This window comes from Rhizobium hidalgonense (assembly GCF_005862185.2).
Taxonomy (GTDB): domain Bacteria; phylum Pseudomonadota; class Alphaproteobacteria; order Rhizobiales; family Rhizobiaceae; genus Rhizobium; species Rhizobium hidalgonense.
Map to the genome: position 1 here is coordinate 1,384,794 of NZ_CP054027.1, position 14,732 is coordinate 1,399,525.

General features: G+C 60.0%; 17 protein-coding genes, 1 tRNA gene and 1 pseudogene. 10 read left to right on the top strand and 9 right to left on the bottom strand.

Annotation, left to right across the window (positions count from 1 at the left end):
• Nucleotides 1-489: 489 nt before the first annotated feature.
• The 3 genes and pseudogenes from FFM81_RS06525 to FFM81_RS06535 all read right to left on the bottom strand — a co-directional run bounded on the left by FFM81_RS06525 (nt 490) and on the right by FFM81_RS06535 (nt 2,650).
• Nucleotides 490-1,578, bottom strand: coding sequence for a septal ring lytic transglycosylase RlpA family protein (locus tag FFM81_RS06525; protein ID WP_246401172.1), 1,089 nt, complete (start codon nt 1,576-1,578; stop codon nt 490-492).
• Nucleotides 1,579-1,917: 339 nt separating this feature from the next.
• Nucleotides 1,918-2,271: pseudogene (locus FFM81_RS06530) on the bottom strand (L,D-transpeptidase); the annotation flags it as partial.
• Nucleotides 2,272-2,574: 303 nt separating this feature from the next.
• Nucleotides 2,575-2,650 (bottom strand) — tRNA-Ile (locus tag FFM81_RS06535).
• Nucleotides 2,651-2,871: 221 nt separating this feature from the next.
• Here FFM81_RS06535 and FFM81_RS06540 point away from each other — a divergent pair.
• A complete protein-coding gene (locus tag FFM81_RS06540; protein WP_003565199.1) occupies nt 2,872-3,240 on the top strand; it encodes a response regulator in 369 nt (122 codons plus the stop codon).
• A gap of 121 nt (nt 3,241-3,361) precedes the next feature.
• On the opposite strand, the gene FFM81_RS06545 is transcribed toward FFM81_RS06540, so the two are convergent.
• From FFM81_RS06545 to FFM81_RS06555, 3 genes are all read right to left on the bottom strand, one after another.
• The gene (locus FFM81_RS06545; RefSeq protein WP_003565196.1) at nt 3,362-3,553 is read right to left on the bottom strand and encodes a hypothetical protein; all 192 of its coding nucleotides are present in this window, start codon (nt 3,551-3,553) and stop codon (nt 3,362-3,364) included.
• Nucleotides 3,550-4,215 carry an acyl-homoserine-lactone synthase gene (locus tag FFM81_RS06550; RefSeq protein ID WP_003565194.1) on the bottom strand — a complete coding sequence of 222 codons (666 nt, stop codon included), beginning with the start codon at nt 4,213-4,215 and terminating at the stop codon, nt 3,550-3,552. Before FFM81_RS06550 ends, FFM81_RS06545 begins: the two co-directional genes overlap by 4 nt.
• Nucleotides 4,216-4,425: 210 nt before the next feature.
• The gene (locus tag FFM81_RS06555; RefSeq protein WP_003565188.1) at nt 4,426-5,151 is read right to left on the bottom strand and encodes a LuxR family transcriptional regulator; all 726 of its coding nucleotides are present in this window, start codon (nt 5,149-5,151) and stop codon (nt 4,426-4,428) included.
• A gap of 124 nt (nt 5,152-5,275) precedes the next feature.
• Here FFM81_RS06555 and FFM81_RS06560 point away from each other — a divergent pair, with 124 nt between their 5' ends.
• Complete coding sequence (locus tag FFM81_RS06560; RefSeq protein WP_003565186.1) at nt 5,276-5,470, top strand: hypothetical protein; 195 nt, start codon at nt 5,276-5,278, stop codon at nt 5,468-5,470.
• Nucleotides 5,471-6,069: 599 nt separating this feature from the next.
• Here the strand turns inward: FFM81_RS06560 and FFM81_RS06565 are convergent.
• The gene (locus tag FFM81_RS06565; RefSeq protein WP_003565184.1) at nt 6,070-6,309 is read right to left on the bottom strand and encodes a DUF2934 domain-containing protein; all 240 of its coding nucleotides are present in this window, start codon (nt 6,307-6,309) and stop codon (nt 6,070-6,072) included.
• 25 nt (nt 6,310-6,334) lie between these two features.
• Entirely contained in the window at nt 6,335-6,559 is a 225-nt protein-coding gene (locus FFM81_RS06570) for a hypothetical protein (protein WP_003565183.1), read from the bottom strand.
• A 361-nt stretch (nt 6,560-6,920) separates the two neighbouring features.
• On the opposite strand from FFM81_RS06570, the gene FFM81_RS06575 reads away from it, so the two are divergent.
• Both FFM81_RS06575 and FFM81_RS06580 read left to right on the top strand, forming a co-directional pair.
• Nucleotides 6,921-7,304: a BRA0787 family protein gene (locus FFM81_RS06575; RefSeq protein ID WP_003565180.1), complete on the top strand. Its 384-nt coding sequence runs from the start codon at nt 6,921-6,923 to the stop codon at nt 7,302-7,304.
• Nucleotides 7,305-7,419: 115 nt separating this feature from the next.
• Nucleotides 7,420-7,833 (top strand): DUF4174 domain-containing protein, encoded by a 414-nt coding sequence (locus FFM81_RS06580; RefSeq protein ID WP_025416676.1) that lies wholly within the window; start codon nt 7,420-7,422, stop codon nt 7,831-7,833.
• A gap of 209 nt (nt 7,834-8,042) precedes the next feature.
• Here FFM81_RS06580 and FFM81_RS06585 read toward each other — a convergent pair whose 3' ends face one another.
• Nucleotides 8,043-8,753: a GntR family transcriptional regulator gene (locus FFM81_RS06585; protein ID WP_025416675.1), complete on the bottom strand. Its 711-nt coding sequence runs from the start codon at nt 8,751-8,753 to the stop codon at nt 8,043-8,045.
• Between the two features lie 270 nt (nt 8,754-9,023).
• Here FFM81_RS06585 and FFM81_RS06590 point away from each other — a divergent pair, with 270 nt between their 5' ends.
• From FFM81_RS06590 to FFM81_RS06615, 6 genes are all read left to right on the top strand, one after another.
• Nucleotides 9,024-10,112, top strand: a complete 1,089-nt coding sequence (locus FFM81_RS06590) for an ABC transporter ATP-binding protein (RefSeq protein WP_025416674.1) — start codon at nt 9,024-9,026, stop codon at nt 10,110-10,112.
• Between the two features lie 53 nt (nt 10,113-10,165).
• Nucleotides 10,166-11,464 (top strand): ABC transporter substrate-binding protein, encoded by a 1,299-nt coding sequence (locus tag FFM81_RS06595; protein ID WP_003565172.1) that lies wholly within the window; start codon nt 10,166-10,168, stop codon nt 11,462-11,464.
• 166 nt (nt 11,465-11,630) lie between these two features.
• The gene (locus tag FFM81_RS06600) at nt 11,631-12,545 is read left to right on the top strand and encodes an ABC transporter permease (protein ID WP_003565170.1); all 915 of its coding nucleotides are present in this window, start codon (nt 11,631-11,633) and stop codon (nt 12,543-12,545) included.
• A gap of 1 nt (nt 12,546) precedes the next feature.
• Complete coding sequence (locus FFM81_RS06605) at nt 12,547-13,368, top strand: ABC transporter permease (RefSeq protein ID WP_003565169.1); 822 nt, start codon at nt 12,547-12,549, stop codon at nt 13,366-13,368.
• Nucleotide 13,369: 1 nt separating this feature from the next.
• On the top strand, nt 13,370-14,107 hold the full coding sequence (locus FFM81_RS06610) for an aspartate/glutamate racemase family protein (RefSeq protein ID WP_138385692.1): 738 nt from the start codon (nt 13,370-13,372) through the stop codon (nt 14,105-14,107).
• 5 nt (nt 14,108-14,112) lie between these two features.
• Nucleotides 14,113-14,724, top strand: coding sequence for a flavin reductase family protein (locus FFM81_RS06615; protein ID WP_003565165.1), 612 nt, complete (start codon nt 14,113-14,115; stop codon nt 14,722-14,724).
• Nucleotides 14,725-14,732 lie beyond the last annotated feature (8 nt).

The following is a 14,732-nucleotide window of genomic DNA, read 5'->3' on the forward strand; positions in this document are numbered from 1 at the left end:
GAAATTTCGTGCCACGCCGTCGCATGACTATGCCGCCAAGGTTTCCATTTTCTTCGGAAGGGAAAGGCGTCCATTCATTCGAACAATTCATCCAGGAAAGCCACGCGAAAAGTTTCAAAGCGAATTATCTCCGATGATTTGGGCGTCTTCGCTGACTTGTTCGCAAGTGAATATCCCAGCACGTCGAAATGATCGAAATAGCGCCAAAAGACAATCGTGATTTTTTGGGAGATTTTCCGTGAGCGCCAGATCTTTATTGGGGAGCCACGAGTAAAGTATATCCTGCCCTTGGCGTTAGACGAGCGTTTGGCTGCAAAAGCGCTCAATTGTCGCGCACGACCCTGCGATGCGCAGCCACCCCGGACTTAGCATTCGATTCTGCTCTGTGGCGGTGGAATTGCTGTATTGATTTTACAACCACGGCTTTGGTCGTCGGGGGCATGCGGATCGCGATCATGGGCTCGGGCGCTATCGCCGGTTATCTTGGCACTATCGCCGCAGGTGGGCATGTCTCGTGACGGCTTCTTGCGCACTCTGGGGAAGAACCATTGCTGTTCCTCGCCGGCGGTGGCCTCTTAGTCGAGAGCGGCGTCGCTTTACGGAGACAACCACCGTCAGACGCACATTGCGTTTGACGCCCGGTAACGGGAGAGCCTGAACCTCGCAGGAGCCGCGCTCACCGTCATCACTATCCTTGTTCAAGCAGTATTTTTGTGGCGGCATCGATGGAGCGAATTCGGGCGTCCGCTCAAAGGTAGTAGTGCCGATCTCAGGTAACATCACGAATTGCCCGAATGTCTGAAACGCCGCCGCGGCGATTGCCCCCGGCTGGTAGGAGGCGCTCATCGCCTTGATGGCAGGGTTCGCCCGTGACGACGAGAAGAACTTGCTGTGGCTCCCCAAATGATCGCCGGTCGACTGGTTCGAGGCTACCGTCACGTCGGGCTCTGGTTTGATGTCCCTGAGACGATCACCCTTCGTGACGTAAGAAGCCATAAGAAAAGGCATATCATGTCCGTCCGAGCCGGCGCGGCCTACATACTGGACCCGAACATAGGCCGTGCCATGGTGCTTCAGGTCCAGCAAATCTGCCGCCTTGCTGGAAACGTCGATGATGCGGCCCCTATGGTAGGGACCGCGATCGTTAACACGCACGATGAGCGAAGAACCGTTTTCAAGATTGGTCACCCTCACGTAGCTGGGCAAAGGGAGGGTGGGATGCGCGGCGGAAAGGTGATCCCTGTCGTAAACTTCGCCGTTTGCAGTCAGGCGACCATGAAACGCTGAGCCGTACCAGGAAGCGACACCATTCCTGTCGTAACTCGGGTCCTCCTTCGGTGAGTAAAGTTTGCCCTTCACCACGTAGGGCTTGCCGACGGTATAACGGCCACCACCCTTGCGAATATTCCTGCCGTGGGCGTGTCGCGGGCTCGTCTTCACACCGTAAACCTTCTCGGAAACATATCCTTTGCTGCGATACGTGTTCGGTGTTTGTGTGGTCGTACAGGCACAGCATGCGCAGACGGCCATGATCGCCAGCCATCGCAAGCCCTTTGCAGCACTTAAATCAATAGCCATCCGTTCATCGTTGACAACAGTCTTCCATGTATCCGCGCCATGCGTCGATACAAACGCTCATCCCGGCCGCGCAGAAGTTTGCTACGCGTGGGGTCGAGAGCCAGACGGAATAGCCGCCCGAGCGCACTTCGATGCGCTACTACCTTCTGGGATTGTGCCGTCAATTCGCTCCATCCCTGAGATAATTGTGAAATCTGGCCTGAGGCCAATAGTTCCATGGGGACATGCGATTTTACGCCGTGCTTTGCCAGGTAGCTGAACCGGCTAAACCAACTAAGGCTAGCCTAGCGCCAGCTGCAGCTTGGAGAGGGGGTCAGCTGGGGGCTCCACCCGATCCGATCACCGCTGGACGATCACTTGTGTCCCCGGCTGGACCAGATTGTAAAGTTCCTCGACGTCCTCGCGGTACATCCGAAAGCATCCGCTCGACGCATTGGTGCCGATGGAGGAGGGGTCGTTGGTTCCGTGGATGCGGAGCAAAGTCGGCAAGGTAGATGGCGCGGGTTCCAAGCGGATTTGCGGGGCCGGGTTTCACAACTTCCGGAAGCCTTGGGTTCTTCTGGCGCATACCTGCCGTTGGCCGCCACTCGGGATGCAGTCGCTTCGACACCACCCGCGTTGTGCCGTACCATTTTGCTTGCCTTCGCGGCCGACGGCGATGGGATAGGCGAACTGCTCGCCCCACGACGTCGTGGTGGGGCAAAAGACCTGATACGTTGACCATTCCGTTGACCAAACCGCTCGACCTCCGCCAGCGGATTCCTGTCTAGCCACGGCGGGGCGGGGCGGTTCGAACTGCGGCTCGAACGCTAATCCGGCGCTCCATGGCTCAAACAGCTCCGCGGCCTGATCGAGTGACCAATCCAGCGGTTCGCTAACCGTTGAAAAACCGTGTACTTTCTATACAATGCGCGCCACAGGAGGCGATATATAGCCGTCTGCCTGTTGACCAGATGAAGCCAGCGCGGGCCGCACGGCGCAAAACCCTGGAAAAAGTGGTGGGCCCGGAGGGACTCGAACCCCCAACCAAGCGGTTATGAGCCGCCGGCTCTAACCATTGAGCTACAGGCCCTCAGCGTCGGATGTCCGGCGCCTTGATGCCGGAGGCCGGCACCGTAATGCCGGGGCAATGGTTCCCGCAGCATCGGTTCGCTCTAACGCAAATTGCAGGGAGCCACAAGCGCAGAGCGCAAGCATCTGTGGACGATGCATATTTCATGGATGCGGGCACTGGAACCTTGTGGCGCCGGCGACAATTACAGAGATTGGATTCGATGAGGAAGGCGATCGTAGATGGTGGGGTTGAACAGTGCCGTGGTGCTTATCGTCGAGGATGAGCCGCTGATCCGTTTCAGTGTCCTCGATGTGCTTGAAGATGTTGGCCATATAGCGCTGGAGGCGGCCAATGCCGACGAGGCGATGGTGGTGCTGAAGGGCCGGCAGGATGTCGATATCCTGTTCACCGATGTCAACATGGCCGGTTCGATGGACGGTATCCAGCTTGCCAAGCGGGTGAGGGCGATGCGGCCGAATATCCGCATCATCATCACCTCGGGCATGGTGCGGCTCGACCCGATGGCGCTGCCCGCCAATACCGCTTTCCTGCCGAAGCCCTACATGCACGACGCGCTAATCTCGACCATAGATTCCTTGATGTCATGAGGGCGATTCCTTGATGACATGATAGGGGCGCGCAGCCGCAAAACGGGGACTGGTTTTGCGGCTGCGCGCGAGGCGCCGGGAGACTTGCCTCCTCTTCAGGCGCACGGAGGGGGTCACGCCCTCAGCTGAAGTTGCTCTTCAGCGCCTCGTTCTCGTGATGGGCCTTCTTCTCGTAGATCGTGAACAGCGCCATCGAGAGAAGATAGGAGAGGAAGGGATCCCCAATTTGCGTGGCGATGTCGCGGGAGGCGAGCACGTGGCGCTCCAAGGCGCCGATATCTTTCTGCAATGCGGTTTCAACGATGCGGCTCATGCTGCCATCTCCAGGAATTGGGTTACGACCGAGCGGGCCGGAACATGTCTGATGAAAAGGGGTAGGGTCAGGCCGAGGGCTGTGCGCATCTTGCGCAGCACGCGGTCCGACACTTCGAAGGCGCCGCAGCAGACGGGGTACTTGCCGTAGCCGTCTGCGCGGCCGAGTTCTTCCACTTCGGCGCCTGCGCGTTTGTAGACGCGCTTGAGATAGGGCTCGTAGTTGGAAATCATCGTATGGATGCCGTGATCGAGCGCGCATTCGCAAAGCGCAAGCAGCATCATCGAAAAGGCGCGGGCGGCATCGATATTGGGGAAATCCTTGGCGATCGCCTCCTCATCGATGCACATGCGCGTGCCCTCCCAGATGCCCGGCGCAATGAGATCGGCGGCATCGGGGAACGTCTCACGGAAGACGTCGTAGAGAAGGGTCGGGCCGGTCGTCGGCATCAGGCGCATGCCGCCGTAAAGACGGGTGCGGCTGTCGTTGCACCAGACCAGATAGGCGGGAGCCAGCGCGTCGTAGCTGTCGCGTTCGTAAGGGCCGATGACGGGAACGTCCCAGCCGAGCGTATCGGCGAACACCTTCTTGCGCAGGCGAAACATCTGGTCGAGTACGGCAGCGTATTTCTGATACTCATGTGCCTGGATGATAACGAACATTTTGCCCTCCAGCGTTTTCAAGTTCGTGGAGAGCAGAATGGTTCAGCCGGGCCGGATCGGAAATTCCCTCAGATGGGCCCCCCCAGATGAGGGGATTAGCCCGAAAGTATCAGGAGTGGTCACGACACGCGAAAACGAGGCGCGGCCGGGAAGGATCGCGATCCTTCTTTGGATCGACACATCTTGTTTTCGCAAAATCGATTGCGATTCTCAGGGATTGATGATGCGCAACTGCACCGCCCGTGAGGCGGCCGCCGAAATCGTGGCGCAGCCGAGCTTGAAGCGGGCGGTCTTCAGATAATCGCGCGTGGTGTGCTCGGATATGCCGAGGATGACCGAGATATCCTTGTAATCCTTGCCGAGTGCCGTCCAGTGCAGGCACTCGATCTCGCGCGGCGACAGCGCCGGCACCGGGTCGTTTTCGCCGTGCAGCTCGTAGACGGCCTTGCGATGGATCAGATGGGCGATCTCGATCCATTCGTTGCGGCAGCGGCGCACAAGCTCGGTCCATTCGTCGACCGGGATGCGGGCATTCACCGACAGCAGCGCGCGGCGCTGCGCCTTGTCGGCGACGGGAATGGAATAGCCGTTGCCGCCGATGCCATGCTTCTGGGCGTCGACCAGCATGGCATAGGCTTCCGGCGTCGGCTCGACCTCGCTCCAGTCGAAAGGCAGCTGACGCTCGAAGCCTTGCTTGACGATCGGATCGACCTTCACATAGCTGTTCAGCAGATAGCGGGAGACCCAGGCATCCGGATAGGTGGTGCGCACGAAGGGCGAATCGATCTTGCTGGCGATCGTCTGGGCAAGGTGGTAGGTGACGAAATCGAGCCCATACTCCGCCTGCAGAATGCGGATGGCCGCATCCACGTTGGCCGCGGCCTTGATCTGTTCGAAGGCGGGTTCGAACTTTTCGCTATAGGTATTCTCAATCATTTCCACTGCCCCAATTCCCTCAATCCTACCGTGAGGACTGTCTTAAATACAAGGCATCCCCACATATGCGGGGAATGACAACCCCGGCTCCGCCTGCTAGCGCCTTTCCACGAGGAGACCTCATATGGACAGCAAGAGACCCTTCGAGATTGCCGAATGCCAACAGGCCGCAAAGGGCCTGAAATCAAGCTGGCAGGACATGGCGGGCTCCGAAGCGCTGATCCGCGCCCTCGTTGCCGAACGCAACGGCGACACCCCCCTGGCGCTATTCTGGACCGAGGTCCACAGGGCGCTTAGCGTGGAAAACAAGGTTTTCTGACATGGCCGCCCCCGGCAGGGCGTTCAGGCTTTTCCCCGAGATTACAGCACAGGCCTGGCGCCGGGATTGGCCACGGCGAGATGAAATCCGTGTCCTGCGAGCGACCGCGTTTCCATTCCCATCCGTTTCCGATTTTGCGAAGAGAGTGTCGAGCGGCAATGTCGCGGGCGGACAGACGGAAAGCCGGTACTCCATGGATTTATGCCAATATGCTTGATGAATCGTTTCGAGCCGGAGCAGTGGCGGTCGGGGAATCGGTTGCGCTGTATCATTGCGGGCAGTTTCTCCCCACTGGGAAGAAGGGCGCAAGTGCACGGTCATCATTCCTGTAGCACAGGCTTAAGGGGAACGAGGCGCTTCCACGATTCTCCTCTCCCCAGCGGGCGAGATGCCGGCAGACAGATGAGGGTGAGCGGTGCAGCCGCGAATGCACGCAGGGATAGCGAATCCGCGGGGCGTAGCCTCGAAGGATCGGGCTGGCCATCCGCCATTGTCCTTCGAGGCCCCTTATGGTGTAGCCAAGAATGCGCGCTGATCGGTGTGCCGTTTAGCGGCCACCGGGTGCCATATGATGCCGAGCGCTGACAACGCGATTGGGATCAGCCAACCTTCGTCGATGGATTGACCCAATCCTGGCGGGGCAGTTCGGGCCGCGGCGGCTTTGGTCGGAACTTCACCAACACCTCGCGGCCGTCGACAGAGGCTTGCGTGCGTTCCAGTGCGTTGCGTTCGGCCACCGCCTGGCGCCAGTGATCGTCACCGCGTCCGTCGGGACGGCCCTGTTCTTCCCAGATGGCGTAGGCTCTCTTGCTGATCCATTCGTGACGTCGGTCGCTCATCTGTTAATTCCGTTCGATCAAGGTGTTATTCGGCAATTCTGTCCTGCGGAATTGGTGCGTCCTGCCGAACGGGCAGGCGGCGCTTGGCGGCCATCAGCAGGTCGAGTTCGATCGAGGAGGGCCCGAAACGGGTGAAAAGGCTTTCGGCCTGCTCGCCACCCAGGCCATATTTGGAAGCGAATTCATCAAGGCTATAGGGGCGGCCGCGCAGGATTCTGCTTCGGCGCTCCGGTTCACGGATTTGCGTCATCGGTGGTTACCCCAGACTGTTTTGCAAAGTGTGAGGACAAAACAAATTACAGCGGCAAAAGTTCCGTGAATTTTCAGGGTTTTTTCGCCTGATCGTGCCATTGCGGGGCGATCTGCAGGCGGCGGCATGGATTTTCAGGAAGGGTCGTCGTTGAGAAAATTTCGTCTAAAACGCGCAAGAAAATCAGTGCGTTATGGAATTGGCTTCCGGAATGGCGCATAATTGGGCTTTACCCCAGCGCGTTAGTCTATAGAATCAATAGTGTTATTCGGTTCGCAGGGGCAGCAAAACCTTCCATTCCCCGCGTTGGCGCGACCGATACCGGAGGACTTTGGCCTCAACCCATCAAGAGGAGACAGACATGATGAATGCCCTGCCGCCACTTCATGACGGCCACGCGCCGTTTACCCTCCAGCAGCTGTTTCGTGAAGCGCTCTACGCCTTCGAGGAATGGGACAGCGAATTGACCGAACCGATCGTAACATACGAAGGACGAGTCATCCCCATCGGTTTCGTTTTCGAGGCTATGCGCGAATGCACCGACATCGTGCCGATGAACATCGTCGGCGCCGTCACCGAGCGGCTGACCAAGCCGTGGGAGGGCGAAGGCCCACTCGACCAGATGACTTTCTCGACGGCGGCGCGCGTCATGCGCGTGCTGGTGCGCAAGCGCCTCCTTGCCAATGGCACGGTCGATCTCGTCGCCGTTTCGGCCCACGCGGCCGAAGATCAGAGCCGCGACTGACAGGATGAGGATCGCGGCCAGGGCTGCGATCCTTTTCCGCTCCTTGGCGGAACCTCGCTCATTGCCAGCCGTTTACCGGCATGCCCGCCGCCAGTGCGGGTGAGGAATGAGCACCATGCTGAAATCTATCGTTCATGAAATCATCGGCACGCCTCGGCGTGAGCCGGAACTTCCGCAGTCGCTCGAGCAGTTTCGCGACAGGAAGCGGGTGCTGATCATCTTTGCCGACGCCCAGGACGACCGGGCCGTCATCCAGGACGAATGGCTGCGCAACGCGCATATGCGTCTCATCGAGGAAGACGTCGAGGTCTTCATCATCGCCGGCGGCGGCGCTTTCTCGCTGCTTGACGACGGCTCCGAACTCGATGCCGACGATGTCAGGGAGCGGCTGCAGGGGCCGCCGTCCGGCGAGTTCGGGCTGATCCTGATCGGGCGCGACGGGACGGTCAAACTGCGCTCCAGCGAGCCAAGGACCGCGGAGGATATCTTTGCGGCCTTCGAGATGCTGCCGAAGCAGACGCCTTGGTAGGGATTGGGCCTGCGCGTAACGCGACGGGGCGTGGCGAAGCTGTGTGTCCGGCGTCTCCGCATGCCGATTGTCTGGAGTAACTCCAGGAAAAGTGCGAAGCGGTTTTCCCAGGCAAAGCGCGAAGCGCTTTTGCCGGGAATTGTGCAAATACAAAAGGTTAGAGCGATTCTGCGCTTCTACGAAAACCTGAACTGCTCTAAAGGGTATTGCTAAAGCTCGAAGGCTTCCTTGAGGCCGAGACTCTTGCGTTCGCGCAGGTCGAGATCGGCCTCGATATGGGCGATGTGATGCAGCATCAGCCGGCAGGCGCGGTCCAGTTCGTCGCCTTCGATCGCCGCAATGATGTCGCCATGTTCGGAATGGCCGCAGCTCGATACGGTCGACTGGCCATAAAGCGCAATCACCAGCGATGAGCGGGCAACGAGCTCTTCCATGAAGCGCTGCATGATCGCGTTGCCGGAGATTTCCGCCAGCCGCAGATGGAAATCGCCGGATGCCTTGATCTCGGCGCGGCGTGCCGTCTGGCCACGCTCGCTCATCAGGCGGCCTTCCTCCAGCAGAAGCTGTTTCAGCTGGCTGATGTCATCGGGGGTGATCCGCGCCGCCGCTTCGCGCAATATGCCAGGCTCGACTAGGCGGCGGGCGGCAAAGATCTGGCGAGCCTCATCGGGCGAGGGATAGGCGACGAAGGCGCCGCGGTTCTTCGCGACGCTGACGAGGCCTTCATAGGATAGTGCTTGTAGCGCCGCGCGGGCAAGCGTGCGGCTGACATTAAAGAGATTGCCGACATCGTTTTCCGATAGCTTTGTGCCGGGCGAAAGTCTGCGCTCGACGATTGCTACGCGAATGGAATCGCGGATCAGTTGTGTGCTGGTTTCAGCGGAGTCTTCGGCCTGCGTGGCCTTGGCAGCGGATTTCATGAAAATCGATTTCCTGATGATCGGCAAACCATATCCGGCTTCCTCGCAAAAGTTAAACGGAATTTGTGCTCGAAGCTTGGGACGTATTGTATACGATCATCTGCATAAATTGCAGACGATAGCCTAAATCCTGTGCAGACGCATTTCTGCTCATAAATTACCTTTCCCGGATGTGTGGCAGATAAAGCCGCTGATTATCAACACGTTGAGAAGTTGTCAGCGAATTGGCACGGCATGTGCATCGCCTTTTCCCAAACAGGGGAAGGCATGATGTCGAAAGCGGCAGAGATCGATATAGTATCCGTTTCGAAGGTTTATGGGGCGACGACCGCGGTCGATGCGATCAGCCTGAAGATTCCGGCCGGCTCCTATTGCTGCTTCCTCGGCCCGTCCGGCTGCGGCAAGACCTCGACGCTGCGCATGATTGCCGGCCATGAGAGCATTTCGTCGGGCGATATCCGGCTCGGCAGAATAGTCGTCACCGATTTTCCGCCGGCCAAGCGCGGCACGGCGATGATGTTCCAGTCCTATGCGCTGTTCCCGCATCTCGACCTTATCGACAATGTCGCCTTCAGCCTGAAGATGAAGGGCGTCGACAAGGCGGAGCGGCGAACCAAGGCGCTCGAAATGCTGAGGCTGATGCAGATGGAGCCCTATGCCAATAGGCGCCCGGCCCAGCTTTCCGGCGGCCAGCAGCAGCGCGTGGCGCTGGCGCGCGCGCTCATCACCGATCCGGAGGCGCTGTTGCTCGACGAACCACTGTCGGCGCTCGATCCGTTCCTGAAGATCCGCATGCGCGCCGAACTCAAGAAACTGCAGAAGTCGCTCGGCATCACTTTCGTGCATGTCACCCACAGCCAGGAAGAGGCGATGGCGCTCGCCGATATCATGGTGATCATGAATGACGGCCGGATCGAGCAGGCGGCCGCCCCGCGCGAGGTCTTCGAGAAGCCGGCAACCGCCTTCGTCGCGCGTTTTATGGGCGATCACAACGTGCTTTCCGGCCAGGTAACATCGAGCGAGAACGGCGTGCTCGTCATGACCGTGCCGGAGGGGCAGAGCTTTTCCGTACGGGGCGAGCGCAGGGAGGTCGGCGAGGCTATCGATATCGGCATCCGCACCGATCGCGTGCTGCTGAAGGTGGCAACCGAATGGACGCTCGGCTTCAACGGCATCGTCTCCAATATCGAATATCGCGGCTCTTCGGTGAAGATCACCGTTCTCGGCGCCGGCAGCGACGACTTCACCGTCATATCAGACGACGGCGATTATTTCGACCGGCCGGTCTCGGTCGGCGATACCGTCGCGCTCAGCTGGGCGCTCGACGATGCCGTGCTGCTCGGCCGACCTTCTGCATAAGCCATCACCATCAATAACCATGTACCTTCCATATCAAGAAAAGGGGAACTGACATGACGACTGAAATGACATCGACCAAGGCGGAGAAGGGTCTTTCCCGCCGCACGCTTCTGAAGACGGGTGCCGCTGCCGTCGGCGCCATTGCCGGCTCCGGCGCCATCACCGGTTTTCCCACCATCTGGGCGAAGACCAACATCACGCTTCGCCAGTTCGGCACCGGCGTTTCCAACATCAATGCCATCGCCGAGAAGTGCAAAGCCGATCTCGGCATCACGCTGGAGATGACGGCGACCGATTCCGACGCCGCTGCCCAGCGCGCCGTCACCCAGCCCGACAGCTACGACATTGCCGACATCGAATACTGGATCGCCAAGAAGGTGTTTCCAACCGGCGTTCTGCAGCCGATGGACGTCAAGAAGCTCAAATATTACGACAAGATCGTGCCGCTGTTCATCAACGGCAAGCTGAAGGCAGACAGTGTGATTGCCCAGGGGACGGCGCCGCACACGGTCGGCTTCGTCGAGGCGCAGGGTTCCAAGAAGTTCGCCAAGGAGCCGACGCAGTGGATGACGATGGTTCCCACCATCTACAATGCCGATACGCTCGGCATCCGCCCCGATCTCACCGGCCGTCCGATCACCAGCTGGGCCGATATTCTCGATCCGGCCTTCAAGGGCAAGACGGCGATCCTCAACATTCCGTCTATCGGCATCATGGATGCGGCGATGATCATGGAAGCCGCCGGCAAGATCAAATATGCCGACAAGGGCAACATGACGAAGGAAGAGATCGACAAGACGATCGAGTTCCTAATCAAGACCAAGGGCGACGGCCAGTTCCGCGCCTTCTGGAAGTCGTTCGATGAGAGCGTCAACCTGATGGCCTCGGGCGAAGTCGTCATCCAGTCGATGTGGTCGCCGGCTGTGGCCGCCGTCCGCTCCAAGGGCATCGCCTGCACCTTCCAGCCGCTGAAGGAAGGTTATCGCGCCTGGGGCGGCGGTCTGGGCCTCGCCTCGCATCTCAAGGGCGCCGAGCTCGATGCGGCTTATGAATATATCAACTGGTACACATCAGGCTGGGTCGGCGGCTACCTCAACCGCCAGGGCTACTATTCCGCCTGCATGGACACCGCCAAGGAATTCATGTCGGCCGACGAATGGGGCTACTGGATCGAAGGCAAGGCAGCGACCGGCGACATCCTGTCTCCTGAAGGCAAGGTCATGGAGAAGGCCGGTGCGGTTCGCGACGGCGGCTCCTTCGAAGCCCGGATGGGTGCCGTCGCCTGCTGGAACTCGGTCATGGACGAAGACCGCTACATGGTCCGCCGCTGGAACGAGTTCATCGCGGCTTAAAGCCAAGTCGGCGTTTGCCGTTTTCCCCTCCCCAACCCTCCCCACAAGGCGGAGGGGGTCAGGTGAGGCAGTGCGGCACAAAGCTCCCTCCCCCTTGTGGGGAGGGTTGGGGAGGGGTCTTTTGTGAGCCCTCCTTTCATCACTTCGACGAATGAAAGGGCAAGGGATGGCGACCATCGCTTCAGAGCAGACGGATCCGGCTTCGCAGCCGACGCGCAGCCGCGCCCTGCGCCTTTCCCCCTCGGCGATCTCCTATCTCCAGGCGACGCCGCTGTTCGTCATTCTCGGCTTCTTCTTCCTGCTGCCGATTGCGATGATCGGCATTGTCAGCTTCTGGGATTACGATTTCGCCGGTCTCTATCCCGATTTTCTCACCATGAACTACACCGATACGCTCGGTTCATGGGTGACGTGGAAGACCTATCTCAACACGCTGAAGTTCACCGCCATCGTCTGGTTATTGACGCTCGTCATCGGTTTCTGGGTCGCCTATTTCCTGGCCTTCCACATCCGCAAGACCTCGACGCAGATGATCCTCTTTCTCGTCTGCACCGTGCCGTTCATGACATCGAACATCATCCGCATGATCTCGTGGATCCCGGTGCTCGGGCGCAATGGTCTCGTCAATTCGTCGCTAATCAAGATGGGTATCATCCCGCAGCCGATCGAATGGCTGCTGTATTCCGATTTCGCCGTCGTACTCGCCATGGTGCATCTCTACACGCTGTTCATGGTGACGCCGATCTTCAACACGCTGATGCGCATCGACCGGTCGCTGTTCGAGGCGGCGCGCGACGCAGGCGCGTCGGGCTGGCAGGTGCTTTGGAACGTCGTCATTCCGCTGGCCAAGCCCGGCATGGCGATCGGCACGATCTTCGTCGTCACCCTAGTCATGGCCGATTTTTCGACGGTGCAGGTGATGTCCGGCGGCCAGAGCGCCTCGGTGGCGCTGATGATGAAGAACCAGATGTCGTTGCTGCAATATCCGGCGGCTGCCGCCAATGCCGTGGTGCTGCTCGCTGTCGTGTTGCTAATGGTCGCGGCGATCCTGCGCGTCGTCGATATCCGCAAGGAGCTTTGAGATGAGCCACGAGAAACGCGGCCTGGAATTCTATCTGCTGGCGATTTTCTTCGCGGTCTTCGTGCTGTTCCTCTACGGCCCGCTTTCGGCGATCCTGATCCTTTCCTTCCAGGGGCCGGACGGCGGCCTGACCTTCCCGATGAACGGCGTTTCCACGCACTGGTTCTTCAACCTGTTCGAGAAGCAGGCGGTCGGCGATTTCGGCGCCTCGTTCCGCCGCTCCTTCACCCTCGGGCTGATGGTAATGGCGGTGACCGTCGTTGTCTCGCTGCTTGCCGGCCTTGCCTTCCGCCGCCGTTTCCGCGGTTCGACGGCGCTGTTCTACGCTACCGTTGCCAGCCTCGTCGTGCCGTCGATCATCATTTCGCTCGGCATCGGTGTCGTCTTTCAGGAGGGAGGGTTGAAGCCCGCCTGGTATTCCTCGGCCTTCGGCGCGCATCTGACCTGGACGCTGCCGTTCGGCGTATTGATCATGTTTGCCGTCTTCAACCGTTTCTCGCCTGCTTATGAAGAGGCGGCGCGCGACCTTGGCGCTACCTCCTGGCAGACGTTCCGCCACGTCGTTCTGCCGATGATCGCGCCGAGCCTGATCGGCGTCGGCCTGTTCGGCTTCACGCTCTCCTATGACGAATTCGCCCGCACCTTGATGACCTCGGGCAGCTACAATACCTTGCCGCTGGAAATCTACGGCATGACGACCAACGTCACGACGCCGGTGCTCTATGCGCTCGGCACGGTGACGACGCTGTTTTCCTTCACCATCATTCTCATCGCGCTCGGCATCATGACCATGCTCAGCCGGCGGCAGGCAAAGATTAGCTGACATGCGCATTCTCATCATCAATCCGAATACCACCGCCTCCATGACCGAGAAGGCCGCGGCCGCCGCCCGCGCGGTGGCGGCATCCGGCACGGAGATCATTGCCGCGACATCCAGCATGGGGCCCGTTTCGATCGAGGGCCATTATGACGGGGCGCTGGCCATCCCCGGACTGATGCACGAACTGAAGGAGCGGCAGGCGGGCTACGACGCGGCGGTCATCGCCTGCTTCGACGACACCGGGCTCGAAGCGGCGCGGAGTTTCGCCGATGTGCCGATTCTCGGTCTTTGCGAATCCGCCGTCGTGACCGCCGGCTTCCTGGCGCAGCGCTTCACCGTGGTGACGACGCTGGAGCGGTCGCGGGTGCTGATCGACAATCTTGTGCGCCGCTACGGCATGGGCGACCGGGCCAAAGTGCGCGCCTCCGATATTCCGGTGCTGGAGCTGGAGAACGCTGCCTCGGATGCGATCGGCAAGCTGAGAGCCGAGATTGAGCGGGCGCTTGCCGACGGCGCCGAGGCGATCGTGCTCGGCTGCGCCGGCATGACGGATCTGGCGAGGCAATTGCAGGCGATCTATGGCGTGCCCGTCGTCGACGGTGTGGCCGCCGCCGTCAAGCAGGCCGAGGCGCTGGTCTCGCTCGGGCTTTCCACCAGCAAGCGCGGCTCCTATGCCTCGCCGCTGCCGAAACCTTTTGTGGGCGCGTTAAGCGCCTTCTCGCCGGCGCTGAAAATCGGCTGAGCCTCATGGCGGTTTCCTTCGATTTCAAAAAGCTCGGCGAGCGCGAACGCTATAAGCTTATGATCGGCACGATCATCCCGCGGCCGATCGCGCTGGTGACGACGGTCGACGAGCATGGCCGGATCAACGCGGCGCCCTTCAGCTTCTTCAATTGCCTGTCGGCCGATCCGCCGATCCTGGCGATCGGCGTCGAAAACAATGCCGACATGTCGTTCAAGGATACCGGTCACAATATCCGTATGACCGAGGTCTTCACCGTCAACATCGTCTCCTTCGCCATCGCCGAGGCAATGCATGTCTGCGGCAGCAAGTATCCGCGCGGCGTCGACGAGCTGAAGGAGGCCGGATTGACGGCGGTGCCGGGCGAGAAAGTCGCTTCGCCCTTCATCGCCGAGGCACCGGCTGCCTTCGAATGCCGGCGGCATGTGACGCTGGAGCTTGGCCGCTCGCGGCAGATTATCCTGGGTGAGATCGTCTATGCCCATTACCGCGACGGCGTCGTCGATCCGGAGCGGCTACATGTCGATCCGGCTGCGGTCGATGCCATTGCGCGGCTCGGTGGCGACACCTGCGCCACCATCCGCGATCGTTTCGAGATGCTGACGCCGAAGCTCTGAGTCATGGG